Here is a 16,135-nt window from a genome sequence, read left to right on the forward strand (position 1 = left end):
CAATCACCTCCGCAACCCGTTAATTCAAGTTACCCGGGACCGATTTCATCACTTTGCCTGTCTGCAGCGCTTGCATCGTGGTAACGGGCGGCCTGATGAGCTTCATCCGCTTCTCCTCCTTCTTTATTCGACATGATCGTTCCATAGCAGCCCCAGCGCCCGCTTCAGCTTCCTCTTCTCGTGCGGACAAGGCCGCTTGCCCGTTCTCATCCGGTACAGCGGGCAATGGTTGCCCTGGCATGCGGGACGGTAAAAACACGCTCGGCATACCGCGTCCTGCTCTTCGCCCGAATCCGTCCATAACGCGATTTTGTCGCGATCCAGCCGCATCGTTCCGTCCCGTCCCAGCTTGCCGACCTGATTCGCTTCGTCGTCCAGCGCCACGGAACATTTGTACAGACTGCCGTCCGTTCCAACGACCATGGCGTTCGGCTTGGCCGCGTAGCAGACCGATCCTGCCGGCATGAGCGCGTCCGCAACCGCTCCGCTGATCGGCAGACCGGCCTGACGGCCGTATTCGGCGAGTTCCCATAGATAGCGGTCGGACGCCGTCCTGTCGCAGACGGGCAGCTGGGCGTCCCGAGGGCCGCCCCACCGCCCGACCGGCCGAACCAGCAATCCGAAGCGGCGATCCCCGCCCAGCAGAGCGGACAATTCATTTAGCCACGTCTTCAAGCCGGCAATGTTATCCTCGTCGAAGTTGACTCGAAGATCGACCGTATATTCTGCGTCCAGGGAGCGCAGCTCTCTCAAATTGTCCATAATCGTCCGATAAGTCCCGCCGCCGCCGCGAAGCTTCCTTCTGCGGTCGTGAACGCCGGCTTCTCCGTCGACGGTGATCATGTATCGGCGAACTTGGCGTTCGATCAACGCGGCAAGCTTCTCCTTGGTCAGTCCGTAGCCGTTGGTGGACATATCCGCCGAATACCGGGCGCCGCCTCGCCTGCAGCTGTCCATGAAGCTGTCGGACAATTCCGCAATCGCATCGAACGCAAGCAGAGGCTCTCCCCCGAACCAGCTGACCGACAGATGGCCGACGCGCTCCGCCGCTTTCCGAACGTATGTCTTAAGCCCTTCGATGACGTCCCTTGTCATCGCACCGCGCTTAAACGTCTGATAGCAATACGCGCAGCGGAAGTTGCACGCCTCCGTCGGCATCAGGACAAGGTGCATCGTCCCCGCCGTCTTAAGCGCCTCGTGAAATTTCGAGGCCCGCCGCAGCTCGTCCGCGTCGGCCGGAACGAGAAAACCCGCGGCCAGCAATTCCCCGGCCAACCCCTCCGCATCCTCCGGCGTCTCGATTACTCCGTTTAACAAGCGGGCAACCTCGCCTTGCTCCTCGGAAGAGACGGATGCCAGCGCTCCGGTATAGGAGTTGTACAGCATTCCCCCGACGCCTCGATCGCCTTCGACGCTTATGAACCGGGTATACCGGGAAGCTACCCAATGCTGCCCCTCGCCAACGCGGACCGTCATGCGGGGCTTGCCGCTTCCGCCAGCCCGCTCCGCTTCCTGCTCGACAAATCCTCCCCTCCCTTCCGTCGCGATGTACTCGGTCGCTAATGTACCATATCCGAAGACCGCCCGATGTGACGACGGTCACCCTATGGATTTCAAAAATAAAAATCGTCGACTTTGTGATTTTTATCACTTTACCGAAACAATATGTTGTATTACTATTCTTTTCATCGCCTATATATGGTGTTGATGGAACCAAGGAGGTGAGACAGCGCTTATTTTCACGAAGGAGGGGACTTGGGGATGCTCGCTTTCTATCCCGGATTTACTCGCACGTTCGACGATTTGCCTTGGCGCGTGTCTTTGCTTATCCACAGCTGGAACGGCTGCAATATGCGCTGCTTCGGCTGTCACAATTACGACGAGCTGATCGCCGCCAAACCGGACACGACCCGGCTGACCGCCGCTCAGGCCGTCGAACGCATTCGGGCGAGCGCCGGGCTGTTCGACGCCCTGCTCGTCAGCGGAGGGGAATTTCTCGTCAACCGTACCGCCGATATGGCCGATTTCTTCAGCCAAGTGCGCGACGCGTTCGACGGTACCGTTATCGTGTACACGAACGGCACTTATCCGCGCAAATTGCGGATGCTGCTCGATCTTAGACTGATTGACGGCGTACATATCGATATGAAGCTTCCCTATCATCTGCTGGACCCCGTCGAAGACTCCGACGTCTATGAAGCGATTATCGGAACGGCGCCTTCCCGCCGAATGCGCCGGGACATGCTGGAGTCCGTGGAAGCCGTCATCCGGCACAACGGCGAGGCCAGCCAGGTACGAACCGTGCGATACCCGCTGCTGAGCGACGAATACTTCGAGAAGATCCGCGCTTACGTGAACCAATTGAACGCCAAGCACGGCAGTCGCGTTCCCTACTTTCTGAATCCGTATTATCCTCCGCAAGCCGCGCGGGGGCACTCACACTTTTGAATGGAGGATTCGCCATGTTCAACCGTACAGAAGAAATCATCGAGACGTTCACTTCCCCGTCGGAAACGAAGCAAGCCGATTATTTGAAACGGGAAAACAGCAACTTCGTCTACTCCCTGCCGCTGCTCCGGCACAATCTGACTAACTTCTCGGAGGAGCGCTATCTTCTGGACAACGTGCTGCCGGCCGCGCTGACCGAGCTGTATAGAGACGGCGTCGTCTACATTCACGACAAGCAGCTCAGCCCTTACTGCCTGAGCGTGTCTTGCAAGGACATCGCGACCAAGGGCATTCCCACGCTGGCCAAAAACATGATGAGCTCGAAGCCGACCCGCAAGCTGGACACGCTGCTTCGGCATTTCAGCAACGTCGTCGTGCTCATGTCCCAGCAGGTGTCCGGAGCGGTCATGCTGTCGCAGATGACGACGATCTCGGCCTCTTATCTGTACGCGGAGGAACGCATTCACGGCCGCAGCTTTACGGACGACGAGCTGACGCAATTGTTCCAGAGCCTGATCTGGGAGATGAATATGCCGCTGCGCGGCGGCTCCCAATCGGCGTTCACCAACATTACGCTCGAATTCGGCAAGCCGTCCGACGAGATCAAGGACGAGCTCGTGATTATCGGCGGGGCGCCGCTCGACATCTCCTATAGCGACATCCCCGCCTCCTACTTCGACCGGATCAACAGCGCCGTCATCGAAGTGATGAAGCAGGGAACGGGAAACGGCATTCCGTTCACCTTCCCGCTGCTGACCGTGCCGATCGACGACGATTTCGACTACGGCAACCGCCTGTTTCTGGAGCTGCTCGACGGGATGTACCGCTGGGGCGGCGTCTACTTCGAGAACTTCCGCACCGCTCCGTTCCGGGATGAACGCTATACCCGGCTGAATCCCTACTTGAAGCCGCGCGATCCGGAAGCGAGCCGCAGCCTGTGCTGTCGGCTGCAGATCGACTTGAACGTGCTGTCCCGGGTCGGCAGCGGCATCTTCGGCAGCTCGACCGGCTCTACCGGCGCGGTGCAGGTGTTGAACTTGAATCTGAACAGAATGCTGCTCGAATACGGCCATGACGAAAAAGCGCTGTTCTCCAAAATCGCCGAGATTCTGAACATCATGCAGGAAGGCCATATGGCGAAGCGGAAATGGATCGAACGCAACAAGGAGCTGTATCCGACCTTCTTCGCGTTTAACCGCGACTTGTCCAATTATTTTAACGTGTTCGGCGTGGCGGGCATGCACGAGGGACTGATCAACGCCGGATATGCGGGAGGAATGAACAACGAGGCGGGCAAACTTCTGGCTCATCGGATCATGCAGTTCATGACGGAACAGATTAACGAATTTATCGTGAGAGATCGCGTCGCCTGCGGCATCGAATATGCGCCCGGCGAGAACGCGGCGATCAAGCTGGCCCGCCACGACGTCAAATGGGCGCGGAGCCGGAGCCGCGACATCTTCGTGCAGGGCTCGGGGGACCACGTCTACTTGACGTCCGGCTGCATGCTGCCCTTCAGCGAAGACGACTTCGTCCGGCAGATCGAGAACAGCGCGGAATTTCAAGCTTACGCCACTTCGGGAAGCATTCTGCACCACTTCCTGGAAAGCAAAGTGCCGCCCGAGCGGCTCGCGGACTATTTGCGAAAAATCTTCGACAAACCGATCCAGTACATCACCTTGACGCCGACTTTGACGAGCTGCCTTTCCTGCAATCAGCAGATCGTCGCCGACGACGGAAGGAACGTCGAGCTCTGTCCGGTATGCGGCAGCGACGACCTCGCGACTTACAGCCGGGTCATCGGCTACGTTAAAATGATCGCCCGCAAGAAGATCCAGGTCGACGAAGAAGGCTGCTACTCGGGACAGTTCAACTTCTGGAGCAAAGCCCGACGCTTCGACTGGAATACGCGCAAACGATTAAAGGAAGAAACTCTGCAGACGGAAAAGGAAGAAACGCTCCAACTGCAATAAATAGCCGTATAACGAGCAAGCCCGATCTCGCCAACGAACGTTCCGGCGAAATCGGGCTTCTTCTTTATTTATGAAAAAGAAAAACGGTCAACAACAAAAATTGCAGCGCCCCGGCGATCTCCATAATGCCGACCTTGGCCGGTCTCATCGTTTTGCCGGCGTATACGAACACTCGCAATGCTGGGAATACGAACGGAATCGTCATCAGCGGATAGCCCATTACCCATGGAAGCGCAAGGGCCAGCACATGGTAGATTTTCGCGTATGCGATCCAGCGGGCATTCAGCCTCTCCCTGAACACGGTCTTGACGAAGAACGCCGTTCCCATGAAATAGGCGAAGTTAAGCGCCACAAGCGCGGCCAGCTCGGCGCCCCATTCCCCGCCGCCGGCCAAGTAAGCCGCAGCGGCGGCAAGCGAGAAGCTGACGATGGCGCACAGGTCGTTCAGCAGCGCCCGCTCTGACTTCCGCTTCGAGTGCCAGACGTTCACCGCGAGCAGCGCGGCCAGAGGAATTCCGAAGTAAGCCAGCTCCGGCCGGTCGATCAGAGGCGGGATCAGGCACGCCAGCGCGCCGAGCGCGTATCCCGCTCCCCATTTCAGCATATAAGCCCGGTTCGCCGCTCTCTTCACGGCTTGCAGAAGCGGATACGAGGCCAAATATAAGAGCAGCCAACCGGCGAACAGCGGCAAATGAATCCATTGCGGAGTTCCGGCCGCCATGCCGACCAGGAACGGCACGCTGACCATCGCCCATCCGCCGTGTTCGTGAGGGATCACCAGCTTTTTCTTCTTTTTCATCGTCACTCCCCCGTTACCGGTCTGCCGCCTCCCGCGACTCGAGCGCAAGCAGACTTTCGTATTGCTCCGGCGTATTCAGATTCAGAATAAACCGCGGATCGATGCCCCGGCGCAGGAACTCGGCCGCCGCCGCCTTCTCGCAGCGGATCGCGTCCAGAAACCCGCCGACCCGGAATTGTCCTCGGCTGAACAGATACGGTATCCGTTCGACGCAGCTTTTGTCGTACACGCCGTGGAACGGATACATTCGTTCGTTGAAGTACGGAATCGCCGCTTCGCTGCCTGTGTCCGCCTTAATCTCCAACAGCGTCCGGGCGGCCTGCGGAGATAAGAACGGCATGTCGCAAGCGACGATCCAGATGTTCATATGGCTCGAGAGCGACAACGCGGCGTGAATTCCGCCGAGCGGCCCTTTATCGGGATAGAAGTCCGTAATGATTCTAACCTCGTTGTCCACGAGCGGAAGGAACGTCCTCGGCTCGTTCGTGACCAGTATAATCTCCGAGCATATTTTCCTCAACTCTTTCAGTTGCCGGTGAATCAACTTCTCCCCGCGGAACGGCAGCAGCGCCTTATGGGGGCCGCCCATTCTCCGGCTTCTTCCTCCGGCCAGAATCACGCCGGAGAGGCAAACGTTCTGGTCAATCGGCAGTCGATCGGTCGTATCCACATCGCATTCCTCCGGATTCGCATGGAATAATCGCGCTTCTCCCCGCTATCCCATTATCGTCCTCGCCGATCGACTTCCTCTATGACATAACTCACAGCCATTCCGGCCAAAATTCATTAATATGTTGAAAACCGATCCCAATGATGGATACATCTTGCTTGGATTTCCGATACAATTAAGACGGTATAGATCCGATATACGAGGAGGATGTCCATGAGCAAGGATAAAGCGTCCGCTTTCCTGCATCAGGTCCCGTTGTTCCACGATTTGAACCCCCAGGAGATGGCGCGGGTCGAGGAAATTACGATCTCCCGTTCCATCTCGAGAAGATCCGTCATTTTTACCGAAGGCAGCGAGAAAGAGGCCGTCTACTTCATCAAGAACGGTTTGGTGAAAACCTATAAAACGGACGAGAACGGTCACGAACAGATCGTTTCCTTCCTGAAAACCGGCGACATGTTCCCGCATACCGGCTTCTTCAACCAGAATCCGTACCCGGCCACGGCCGAAGCGATCGTCGACACGCAGCTGCTGGCGATTCCCGTCAAAGTATTCGAACGGCTGATGATGAATACCCCGTCGATCGCGATCAAGATGATGCGCGTGATGGGCGACAAAATCCGGGAGCTGCAGGAGAAGCTGCAGGTGCTCTCCGGCCAGGACGTCAAGCACCGGGTGCTGTCGTTCCTGCTCCAGCTCGCGGAACATCACGGGGACGTTAAGGACAACAAAATTACGATCAATCTGCCGATGACCCACCAAGAGATCGCCAACTCTATCGGAACGACGAGAGAGACGATCAACCGGCTGCTCAGTCAGTTCAACAAAGACGAACTGCTCGAAGTCGATCGCAGCCGGATCGTCATCATCGATCTGGAAGCGTTAAAGCAGCAGAAGGAAATCCGGTAACCCGAACCGCGATTACAGCCGGCCTTCTTCGACCCGCGGGAACAGCACGTTGTTCTCCAGATGGATATGCTCGAACAGATCCGCTTCCAGCTCGACCAGCTTGCCGAACGCCAGCGTATACGTCGTGCAAGCTTCCGGCGGCAGAGCGTAACCGTCCGTCGTCTCTCTCATTTCCTTCAAATAGTCGCCGACGACGCTGTGGTCCTTCTCCAGGTCGTCCAGCCCCGCGACCGCCTTCTCCCTCGCCTCCGCGCTCGGCTCGGCCGCGTAGCTCCTCAGCAGCGGGAAGAGCGCTTCTTCTTCGGCGATCAGATGCTGGTCCAGCTCGATTTTCATTTGATGAAACCGTCTATGCAGCGAGGAAAGCTCGGGATGTCCGGCTCCGTGGACGCGAAGCACCTTCGTCAACAGCTCGCTGATGTGCGGCAGCTCCTTCTTCACATAGCCGTGATGCCGGGCGACGATATGATCGATCAGATCCGCGATCGGCGCCGTCTTCCAATCGGCCTCTCCCGCTTCGGCCTTGGCGATCGCTTCCGCGTATCCCGCGTTCAGACGGCTTACAAGCTCCCCCAAGTTCAACCCTTGGCCGAGGGCGGCTTCGGACAACGGCCGATCCCCGCCGCAGCAGAAGTCGATTTTCGCCTCCTTGAACAGATGGCTTGCTCCCGGGTAATCGGCCACGATGTTGCCGATTTTCTCTTCTCCGTTAAATCTTTGGCTCATATCCGATCCTTCCTTTCGTTTTTTTCTGTAGGTTCACCCCCAGTATAAGCGCAGCGGAATGTCCAGCCTGTGATGTAGAACACACTTTATTTGCCCATAAGGCCGAAGATGTGAGGTGAATCACACTTGACGTTTCGTTCCCCTGTTATACTTGCTCCAACGTATCCTGGAGGTGGCTCACGTGATTACCGCGCCAAGGCAAGCCGACTGCAATCCGATCCGCAACTCTTCTCTCTTTTCCGGCGATAATCTGCAGAAACTGCAACAAATTATGTACTTCCAGAATCTGAATTCGAACGTCAACGTCTTCCGCGAAGGAGACGCCGCCGGCAGCCTGTATTTCATTCAATCGGGCAAAGTCAAATTGACGAAGCTGTCGGAGGAAGGCAAGGAATACATTATGTCCCTGTTCCATGGAGGGGATTTCTTCGGTCAGCTCGACGCCTCGTCCAGATCGGTCCACCAATTCACCGCCACGACGATCGAGAAGTGCGTCGTCGGCGTGTTTCAGCGAAGCGACTTGGAAGTGCTGCTCTGGCAGCATGGCGACTTGGCGATCGAATTCGTCAATTGGATGAGCTTCATGCATCGGTTGACCCAGACGAAATTCCGCGATCTGGTCATGCTGGGCAAACCGGGCGCCCTCTGCTCCACCCTGATCCGTCTGTCCAACACATACGGACGCCAGGACGAGAAGGGCATCCACATTACGATGAAGCTGACGAACGCAGAATTGGCCGACCACATCGGCTGCGCGCGGGAGAGCGTCAACCGGATGCTCGGCGAGCTGCGCAAAGCGGGGGCCATCTCCATGAACGACGGAATGATCACCGTTACGGATTTGCCCTACCTGCAGTCGGTATGCCGGTGCGAATTGTGTCCCAAGGACCTGTGCCGCATGTAATTCGCGCCCGGCGAATCTCCTGAAAGTTCATGTTTCCGTTTGAATCAAAAATAGCGTAACGATTCGGACAGGTGTGATGCGCATTACATCCCCGTCTGTTTCGCCGCGCTAAAATAATGGAAACATTTTACTTTTGGGAGGTATATCAAGTGAATACGAAGTCGTTGGCGCTTTGCACCGTGCTCGTTACGTACATACTGATTGTGTTCGGGGGTTACGTCGCATCGTCGGAATCGGGCATGGGCTGCGGTCCGGATTGGCCCTTGTGCAACGGCGTTCTCGTTCCCGTTCTGCGCGGAGAGACGCTGGTCGAATACGCGCACCGGGTCGTCGGCGCCGTTCTGGCCGTCCTGAATCTGATGTTGTGGTACAAAATCGTCAAAAAAACCGATCAAGCCGGTCCCGTGCGAGCCGCGGCCAACTGGTCGCTCGCGCTGCTCGGCCTGCAAATTCTGTTCGGAGCGCTTGTCGTCGTGCTCGATTTGCCTTCGATCGTCATTTCCGCCCATCTGCTGATCGCCATGGCTTATCTTGCGCTCGTTATGCTCGTATGGCGGACGGTCGATCGGCCTCTCGACATTTACGCGTCCGTCGACGGACAGAACAGAACTTACATTCGGCACGTTCATGCGATACTCGGGCTCATGCTGCTGACGATAGCCGTCGGCGCCTACACGAAACACGAAACCTACGGACTCGCCTGCGGCTGGCTGGAATGCGGCGAGAGCTGGCTTCCCGAATCCCTTCCGCAAACGGTGCAGACGATCCATCGGATCGCCGCAGCCGCCGCGGTTGCGTATATCGGGTTATTGGCGTTCCGGGTGATGGTCCGCAACGAGCCGTCCGGCTTGAAAATCCGGATGCTGGCTTGCGCCGCGCTGGCCGCCGCGCAGATCATTGCCGGGATATTGACCGTCCTGTATGAGCTGGACATCGCCTGGGCGGTAATCCACCTGGCGATTGCGACGGCGCTGTTCGCTTGTCTCGTCGAGGTGCGAATTTGGCTGAAATTGCACGGTTCCGACGAATAGTCGCCCGAGCGGCGAGGCTGTCCCATAAGCCAACCAAGTTGCTGTGAAAGATAATCGATGATAAAGGGGCAAGGGGTATGTACCTCCTTCCGATGCTATACGCTTCTGAAACTTGAATGGGTAAACCCGTGAAAAGGTGGTTTCAGAAGCGTAGGAGGCATTCTCCAGGAGGTACATACCCCTTCTTTGTCTATCGATCATCTCAAGCAACTCTGCTTATGGGACACCCTCCGTGGCGAAGCTATGCCGAGCCGTTCCTGCGGCGATACAGCACATAGCTTCTTCTTAAATAGCCCAAAGGCAAGCTGAACACGTGAACGAGCCGCGTAAACGGAAAGACGAGATACAGGACAAACGTCGTCAAAATGTGGATCTTGAATCCGATCGGGACCGTCTCCATCAGCGCGGGATCCGGTTGCAGCACCAGCACTCCCCGCAGCCAAGGGTTGATCGTCGTTCGGTAATCGAAGTCCCCGTGGCTCAGGGAGTTCCCCGCCGTTGCCGCCAGTCCCGTGAACAGGACGACGACGAGAACGAGGAGCGCCACCCGGTCGCCCGCGCTGCTCGTCGCGCGAATGCGGGCGTCGGCATATCTGCGGTACAGCAGAATGAGCGAGCCGACGAACGCGGCGATGCCCGCGGGCATCCCGCCGGCTATCGCCGCAAGGTGATACAGCTCGTCGCTGATCCCCAGCCACCGATACACTTCCACAGGAACGAGCAGCCCGGCGATATGTCCGCAGAACACGGCCAGGATGCCGTAATGAAACAGCAGACTTCCCCATTTCAGCTTGCGCTTCTCCAGCATTTCGCTGGATTTGGACGTCCAGCTGAACGGGTTGGTCGCATACCGCCAGATCAACCCGGCGATAAAGAGCGTCAGCACCACGTACGGCAAGGCGCCCCACAGCAATACCTCCATCGCTTAATCTCCTCCTCTCGCCGATAATATCGCTTCTTTATGCGCTTCGTTCGGAGGCTTCGCGGGAACGATCCGCAACAGCAATTCCATTAACGGCGCATACGGGCTGTTCGCTTGCTCCAGCTTGCGGCGAATCGATTCCAGCGCCGTCGTTCTGGCTCCCAGCAGCGCCCCGGACGACTCCCAGGGAGCGGCCGAAGCGAATTCCAGCATAAGCGGAAGGTAATCGGGAAGCTCTCCCCCCGCCAGCTCGAAGCCTGCGGCGGCATATTGCCGCTTCAATTCCAGCAGCGCCGGCCCCCGATCGCGCTCTTCTCCATGCTGTTCGTAGGTTAAATACAGGTTGGACGTCTTGCCGAAATCGAACGTTCGCACATAGCCGTCCTGCCACCGCATATCGTCAGACTCCTCCGCCAGTCGAAGAAAGGCGGCAAGAGTCGCGGCGGCATCCGGGTCCGGGAGGGCTTCCGCTTCCTCCCGGAACGCCGGAAGCCGCTCCCTCCAATCCCGGTCGGGGTATTGAAGCAGATAAGCCAGAAGCCAGCAGGTCGTCTGGGTCGTCTCGATATCCATCCGCAGCTCCTCCTCGGTCAAAATACGCCGCACGCGCCCGGTCCGCCCATGAAATCGAGACCGCAGCCGCCCTGCTCGTTGTACAGATCGGCCACCTGCTCGCGATGGGCCGGCGGAATGACGAAGCGATCGTCGTATTTGGCGATGGCGAGCAGCCGGTACATGTCCTCCACCGTCTGCGCGCTCTGCCCGATCGTCTCCAGCAGAGCCGGATCGCTGACGCGTCCTGTCTGCTTGTTGCGCATATGAATGCGCATGACCGCCATTTTGCGCAGCACCTCGCGGATCAACTCGGAATCTCCCGCGGTCAGCAGGTTGGCCAAATAGTCGACCGGAATCCGCATGCTGTCGATCGCCGGGAAAATATCGTTCGGATCCAGCGCGCTGCCCTTGCCTTCGATCCGATTCGTGATCGGGCTCAGCGGCGGAACGTACCAGACCATCGGCAGCGTCCGGTATTCCGGATGCAGCGGCAAGGCGATTCGCCATTCCATGACCATCTTATAGATCGGCGAACGCTGAGCGGCCTCGATCCAGTCTTCCGGAATGCCTTCCTTGCGCGCTTCCGCGATTACTTCGGGATCGTGCGGATCGAGGAAGATGCCCATCTGGGATTCGTACAGATCCTGCTCGTTCTCTACCGAAGCGGCGGCTTCCACTTTGTCCGCGTCGTAGAACATCAAGCCGAGATAGCGGATGCGCCCGACGCAGGTCTCGGAGCAGATCGTCGGCAGGCCGGCTTCGATGCGCGGGAAGCAGAGCGTGCACTTCTCCGCCTTGTTCGTCTGCCAGTTGAAGTACACTTTCTTGTACGGGCAGCTCGACACGCAGAACCGCCACGCCCGGCATGCATTCTGGTCAACCAGCACGATGCCGTCCTCGTCCCGCTTGTACATCGCTCCCGACGGACAGGACGAGACGCAAGCCGGGTTGATGCAGTGCTCGCATATACGCGGCAAATACATCATGAACACCTGCTCGAAGTCCATCTTGATGGACTCCTCCAGGCCGCGCATGTTTGGATCTTCCATTCCCGTCACATGCGCGCCCGCCAAGTCGTCCTCCCAGTTCGGTCCCCACTCGAGGTTCATGTACGAGCCGGTCACCGTCGATTTCGGCCGCGCCACCGGCTGATGCTTCTTGGCGGGACTGTTCGTCAGCTTCTCGTATTCATACGTCCACGGCTCGTAATAGTCGTCGAGCGTCGGCTGATCCGGGTTATGAAAAATGTTCAGCAGCCGCTTGCCCCGGCTTCCCGATTTCAGCTCCAGCTTGCCTTTCCTCAGCTCCCAGCCGCCTTTGTAGCGCTCCTGGTCTTCCCACTGCTTCGGATACCCGATGCCCGGCTTCGTCTCGACGTTGTTCCAGTACATGTACTCGGCTCCCGGACGGTTCGTCCACGTGTTTTTGCACGTTACGCTGCACGTATGGCAGCCGATGCATTTGTCCAGGTTCATGACCATGCCAACCTGAGCTTTAATCTTCAAGCCAGTCCACCTCCTGCAGCTTCCGAATGATGACGTGCAAATCCCGCTGATTGCCGGTTGGACCGTAATAGTTGAAGCCGTAGCTTAACTGCGCATAGCCGCCGATCATATGCGTCGGCTTGACATGGATGCGGGTCGGGCTGTTGTGCGTGCCGCCCCGCGTCTCGGAGATCGGCGTGCCCGGCACGTTGATATGCCGGTCCTGGGCGTGGTACATGAACGCCATGCCGCGCGGAATCCGGTGCGAGACGACGGCGCGCGCGACGACGACGCCGTTGCGGTTGAAGCATTCGATCCAGTCGTTGTCGGCCACTTCGGCCTCTGCGGCGTCTTCGTAGTTCATCCATACCGTCGGTCCGCCGCGGAACAGCGTCAGCATCGGCAAGGCGTCATAGTACATGCTGTGAATCGACCATTTGTTGTGCGGCGTCAAGTAGTTCAGGACGATTTCCTTTCCGCCTTGAACCGGACGCTTGCTGTTCGGATGGAACGGCGTATGCTTCAGCGTCGGCTTGAACGTCGCCAGCGTCTCGCCGAATTCGCGCAGCATCTCGTGATCGATGTAGAACTGCTGCCGACCCGTGAGCGTGCGCCATGGAATGAGGCGCTCCACGTTCGTCGTGAACGGGGAGTAGCGGCGTCCGCCCTTCTCCGAGCCGCTGAAGGCCGGCGAAGTAATGACCGTCTTCGGGCGGGAGGTGATCTCCTCGAACGTGAAGCATTCTTCCGCGCGTTCTTCGGCCAGATCCTTCAGCTCAAGCGCGGTTTTCTTCTCCAGCGCTTCCCACGCCCTTACGGCCATATGGCCGTTCGTCGTAGAAGACAGCGTCAGAATCGCCTCGGCGACGCGGCGGTCGGTGCTCAAGTCCGGACAGCCCTCGCCCAGCCCTTGCCGCACGGTGCCGAGAACCCGCTTCAGCTTCTCGTATTCCGGCGCGGCCGACCAGGAGATGCCCTTCGTTCCGATCGGCTTGTCTTTAACCAGCGGGCCGAGCGCGATCATCTTCTCGTAGACGGCCGCGTAGTCACGCTGCACGACATGGAAGTGAGGCATCGTGCGGCCCGGAATCGGCTCGCACTCTCCCCTGCTCCAATCGCGGATGCGTCCCAGCGGCTGGGCCAATTCGTCCGGCGAATCGTGCAGCAGCGGCGTCGCCACGATATCGTGCTGCGGCTGATCGAACTGATCTTTGGCCATCTCCGAGAATGTCCGGGCCAGCTCCTTGAAAATATTCCAGTCGGAACGCGATTCCCATTGCGGGGACACCGCGGGATTAAACGGATGAACGAACGGATGCATGTCCGTGCTGCTCAGATCGCTCTTCTCGTACCAGGTCGCCGCAGGCAGCACGACGTCCGAATACAACGCCGTTCCGGCCATCCGGAAGTCGAGATTGACCATCAAATCCAGCTTGCCCTCGGGCGCCTGCTCGGCCCAGGCGATCTCCTCCGGCCGGAAGCCGTTGGCGTCGTCGTTCAGCAAGCCGTTGGTGGTGCCGAGCAGATGCTTCAGGAAGTATTCGTGGCCTTTGCCCGAGCTGGAAATCAGATTCGCCCGCCAGACGAACAGCACGCGCGGGAAGTTCGCCGGATCGTCCGGAGCTTCGATCGAGAACTTCAGATTCCTCGCTTGCAGCTGCCGCGCCACGTAAGCCGAGATCTCCTCGTTCGTGGCCGCCCCCGCCTTGCGCGCGTCGCGATACAGCTCGAGCGAGTTGCGGTCGAACTGCGGATAGGAAGGCAGCCAGCCCAATCTGGCGGCCATCACGTTGTAGTCCGCCACGTGCGCGTAGCGCGCCTTGTCCGCCAGCGGCGAGATCAGGCTGTCTACCTTCATTTCTTCATAGCGCCACTGGTCCGTCGCGAAGTAGAAGAACGACGTTCCGTTCTGCAGCCTCGCCGGTCCGCCCCAATCTCTCGCGAACGCGATCGTCTGCCAGCCTTCCGCGGGACGCAGCTTCTCCTGGCCGACGTAGTGCGCCCAGCCTCCGCCGTTCACCCCTTGGCACCCCGTCATCACGACGAGATTCAGAATCGCCCGGTAGATGACGTCGGAATTGTACCAGTGGTTAATGCCCGCTCCGACGATAATCATGGAACGCCCTTTCGTCTCGTCGGCGTTGCGGGCGAATTCGCGCGCGATCTGCACGACGACGTCGCGATCGACGCCCGTGATGCTCTCTTGCCACGCCGGCGTGAACGGTCTGCTCTCGTCCGGCCCGCGCTCCCCTTCCAGTCCGCGGTCGACGCCGTACTTGGCGAGCACCAGGTCATAGACCGTCGTGACGATGAGAGATTTGCCTCCGCTCACGATTCGTTTGACCGGTATCGTGCGCTCCATCAGATGCCGGCCGTCGTCGTCGAAGTACGGAAGCCGGATCGCCGCCGTCTCGTTATGAACGCCCAGCAGCGACAGTCGCGGCTCGATCGGCTGCTGCCCGTCCGCCGTCTCCATGCGCAAGTTCCAGGTGCCTTCTTCGCCCCATCGGAAGCCGAGACTGCCTTTCGGCACCGCGAGCACTCCGCTGTTGTCGTCGTACACGACCGTTTTCCACTGCATGTTGTTGCCCTTCTCGCCCAGATCGTCCGCGACGAGAAACCTGCCTGCGGAGTAAACCCCGTTATTCTCCTCGATCAGGACGAGATTGGGGAAATCCGTATATTGCTTCGCATATTGAATGAAGTATTCGGTGGGATTCTCGACGTAAAACTCTTTCAAAATGATGTGGCCCATCGCCATCGCGAGCGCGCCGTCCGTACCTTGCTTGACCGACATCCACGTATCGGCGAATTTGACGAATTCCGCGTAGTCGGGGCTGACGGAGACGACCTTCGTCCCGCGGTAGCGCACCTCGGCCAGGAAGTGGGCGTCCGGCGTTCTCGTCATCGGAAGATTGGAGCCCCAGACGACGATGTATCCGGAGTTGAACCAGTCGCTGCTCTCCGGCACGTCGGTCTGATCGCCCCAGATTTGCGGCGAAGCCGGCGGCAAATCCGCGTACCAATCGTAGAAGCTAAGCAGCGGCGAGCCGACGAGCGACAGAAACCGGGAGCCGGCGGCGTAACTGACCATCGACATCGCCGGAATCGGGGAAAAACCGATGATTCTGTCGGGGCCGTACTGCTTGATCGTATGGATCATTGATGCGGAGATAATCTGCGTCGCCTCGTCCCAGGAAGCGCGCACGAGCCCCCCTTTGCCTCTGGCGGTTTTGTACTTCTTGACCAGCTCGGGATTGTCCGCGATGCTCGCCCACGCCCGCACCGGATCGCCCTCCCGCCGCAGCGCTTCCCGCCATAGTTCCAGCAGCGTGCCGCGCACGTAAGGATATTTCACCCGAAGCGGACTGTACAAATACCAAGAGAAGCTGGCGCCCCGCGGGCAGCCGCGCGGCTCGAATTCCGGCATGTCCGGACCGGTGGACGGATAATCGGTCGCCTGGTTCTCCCAAGTGACGATGCCGTCCTTCACGAAAATTTGCCAGCTGCACGAACCCGTGCAGTTGACGCCATGCGTCGAGCGCACGACTTTATCATGCTGCCACCGTCTGCGGTAGACGTCCTCCCAATCGCGGCCGGCGGGCGACACCTCGCTCCAGCCGTCGGAATGCTTTTCCCGTTTGGCGAAATAGTTGAGCTTGCGGAATAGGGGCGTTCTCGACTTGCCCATAGTTCTCCTCCTTGTCTGGATGC

Annotated in this window: 13 protein-coding genes; 5 read left to right on the forward strand and 8 right to left on the reverse strand. The window is 58.7% G+C overall.

Going from position 1 to position 16,135, the window contains the following annotated elements:
* Window positions 1-123: 123 nt before the first annotated feature.
* A complete protein-coding gene (locus tag ACESLM_RS03510) occupies window positions 124-1,476 on the reverse strand; it encodes a radical SAM protein (protein ID WP_372629986.1) in 1,353 nt (450 codons plus the stop codon).
* 285 nt (window positions 1,477-1,761) lie between these two features.
* On the opposite strand from ACESLM_RS03510, the gene ACESLM_RS03515 reads away from it, so the two are divergent.
* A complete protein-coding gene (locus ACESLM_RS03515; RefSeq protein ID WP_372629987.1) occupies window positions 1,762-2,448 on the forward strand; it encodes a radical SAM protein in 687 nt (228 codons plus the stop codon).
* Between the two features lie 14 nt (window positions 2,449-2,462).
* Window positions 2,463-4,421, forward strand: a complete 1,959-nt coding sequence (gene nrdD / locus ACESLM_RS03520) for an anaerobic ribonucleoside-triphosphate reductase (protein ID WP_372629988.1) — start codon at window positions 2,463-2,465, stop codon at window positions 4,419-4,421.
* A 64-nt stretch (window positions 4,422-4,485) separates the two neighbouring features.
* Here the strand turns inward: nrdD and ACESLM_RS03525 are convergent, their stop codons facing one another.
* Both ACESLM_RS03525 and mobA read right to left on the reverse strand, forming a co-directional pair.
* Window positions 4,486-5,220 carry a YwiC-like family protein gene (locus ACESLM_RS03525; RefSeq protein WP_372629989.1) on the reverse strand — a complete coding sequence of 245 codons (735 nt, stop codon included), beginning with the start codon at window positions 5,218-5,220 and terminating at the stop codon, window positions 4,486-4,488.
* A gap of 13 nt (window positions 5,221-5,233) precedes the next feature.
* Complete coding sequence (gene mobA / locus ACESLM_RS03530; protein WP_372629990.1) at window positions 5,234-5,890, reverse strand: molybdenum cofactor guanylyltransferase; 657 nt, start codon at window positions 5,888-5,890, stop codon at window positions 5,234-5,236.
* 213 nt (window positions 5,891-6,103) lie between these two features.
* On the opposite strand from mobA, the gene ACESLM_RS03535 reads away from it, so the two are divergent.
* On the forward strand, window positions 6,104-6,799 hold the full coding sequence (locus ACESLM_RS03535; RefSeq protein ID WP_094042630.1) for a Crp/Fnr family transcriptional regulator: 696 nt from the start codon (window positions 6,104-6,106) through the stop codon (window positions 6,797-6,799).
* Window positions 6,800-6,811: 12 nt separating this feature from the next.
* Here ACESLM_RS03535 and ric read toward each other — a convergent pair whose 3' ends face one another.
* Entirely contained in the window at window positions 6,812-7,525 is a 714-nt protein-coding gene (ric, locus tag ACESLM_RS03540) for an iron-sulfur cluster repair di-iron protein (protein ID WP_372629991.1), read from the reverse strand.
* A gap of 181 nt (window positions 7,526-7,706) precedes the next feature.
* Here ric and ACESLM_RS03545 point away from each other — a divergent pair, with 181 nt between their 5' ends.
* Both ACESLM_RS03545 and ACESLM_RS03550 read left to right on the forward strand, forming a co-directional pair.
* Window positions 7,707-8,429, forward strand: a complete 723-nt coding sequence (locus ACESLM_RS03545) for a Crp/Fnr family transcriptional regulator (protein ID WP_372629992.1) — start codon at window positions 7,707-7,709, stop codon at window positions 8,427-8,429.
* A gap of 149 nt (window positions 8,430-8,578) precedes the next feature.
* Window positions 8,579-9,460 (forward strand): COX15/CtaA family protein, encoded by an 882-nt coding sequence (locus ACESLM_RS03550; RefSeq protein ID WP_372629993.1) that lies wholly within the window; start codon window positions 8,579-8,581, stop codon window positions 9,458-9,460.
* A 241-nt stretch (window positions 9,461-9,701) separates the two neighbouring features.
* Here ACESLM_RS03550 and narI read toward each other — a convergent pair whose 3' ends face one another.
* The 4 genes from narI to ACESLM_RS03570 are packed head-to-tail and all read right to left on the reverse strand — an operon-like array spanning window position 9,702 to window position 16,112.
* Window positions 9,702-10,382, reverse strand: coding sequence for a respiratory nitrate reductase subunit gamma (gene narI / locus ACESLM_RS03555; RefSeq protein ID WP_094042633.1), 681 nt, complete (start codon window positions 10,380-10,382; stop codon window positions 9,702-9,704).
* A gap of 3 nt (window positions 10,383-10,385) precedes the next feature.
* Window positions 10,386-10,955, reverse strand: coding sequence for a nitrate reductase molybdenum cofactor assembly chaperone (narJ, locus tag ACESLM_RS03560; RefSeq protein WP_372629994.1), 570 nt, complete (start codon window positions 10,953-10,955; stop codon window positions 10,386-10,388).
* Window positions 10,956-10,972: 17 nt separating this feature from the next.
* Window positions 10,973-12,442, reverse strand: coding sequence for a nitrate reductase subunit beta (narH, locus tag ACESLM_RS03565; RefSeq protein ID WP_372629995.1), 1,470 nt, complete (start codon window positions 12,440-12,442; stop codon window positions 10,973-10,975).
* Window positions 12,432-16,112 (reverse strand): nitrate reductase subunit alpha, encoded by a 3,681-nt coding sequence (locus ACESLM_RS03570; RefSeq protein WP_372629996.1) that lies wholly within the window; start codon window positions 16,110-16,112, stop codon window positions 12,432-12,434. Before ACESLM_RS03570 ends, narH begins: the two co-directional genes overlap by 11 nt.
* Window positions 16,113-16,135 lie beyond the last annotated feature (23 nt).

The sequence above is a fragment of the Cohnella sp. genome, from assembly GCF_041641335.1.
Classification (GTDB): domain Bacteria; phylum Bacillota; class Bacilli; order Paenibacillales; family Paenibacillaceae; genus Cohnella.

Excerpts from the sequence above, each read along its gene's own strand:
- ric (WP_372629991.1), bottom strand. The coding sequence starts at position 7,525 with ATGAGCCAAAGATTTAACGGAGAAGAGAAAATCGGCAACATCGTGGCC.
- ACESLM_RS03510 (WP_372629986.1), bottom strand. The coding sequence starts at position 1,476 with ATGACGGTCCGCGTTGGCGAGGGGCAGCATTGGGTAGCTTCCCGGTAT.
- ACESLM_RS03570 (WP_372629996.1), bottom strand. The coding sequence starts at position 16,112 with ATGGGCAAGTCGAGAACGCCCCTATTCCGCAAGCTCAACTATTTCGCC.
- narJ (WP_372629994.1), bottom strand. The coding sequence starts at position 10,955 with ATGGATATCGAGACGACCCAGACGACCTGCTGGCTTCTGGCTTATCTG.
- ACESLM_RS03515 (WP_372629987.1), top strand. The coding sequence starts at position 1,762 with ATGCTCGCTTTCTATCCCGGATTTACTCGCACGTTCGACGATTTGCCT.
- ACESLM_RS03525 (WP_372629989.1), bottom strand. The coding sequence starts at position 5,220 with ATGAAAAAGAAGAAAAAGCTGGTGATCCCTCACGAACACGGCGGATGG.
- nrdD (WP_372629988.1), top strand. The coding sequence starts at position 2,463 with ATGTTCAACCGTACAGAAGAAATCATCGAGACGTTCACTTCCCCGTCG.
- ACESLM_RS03535 (WP_094042630.1), top strand. The coding sequence starts at position 6,104 with ATGAGCAAGGATAAAGCGTCCGCTTTCCTGCATCAGGTCCCGTTGTTC.
- narI (WP_094042633.1), bottom strand. The coding sequence starts at position 10,382 with ATGGAGGTATTGCTGTGGGGCGCCTTGCCGTACGTGGTGCTGACGCTC.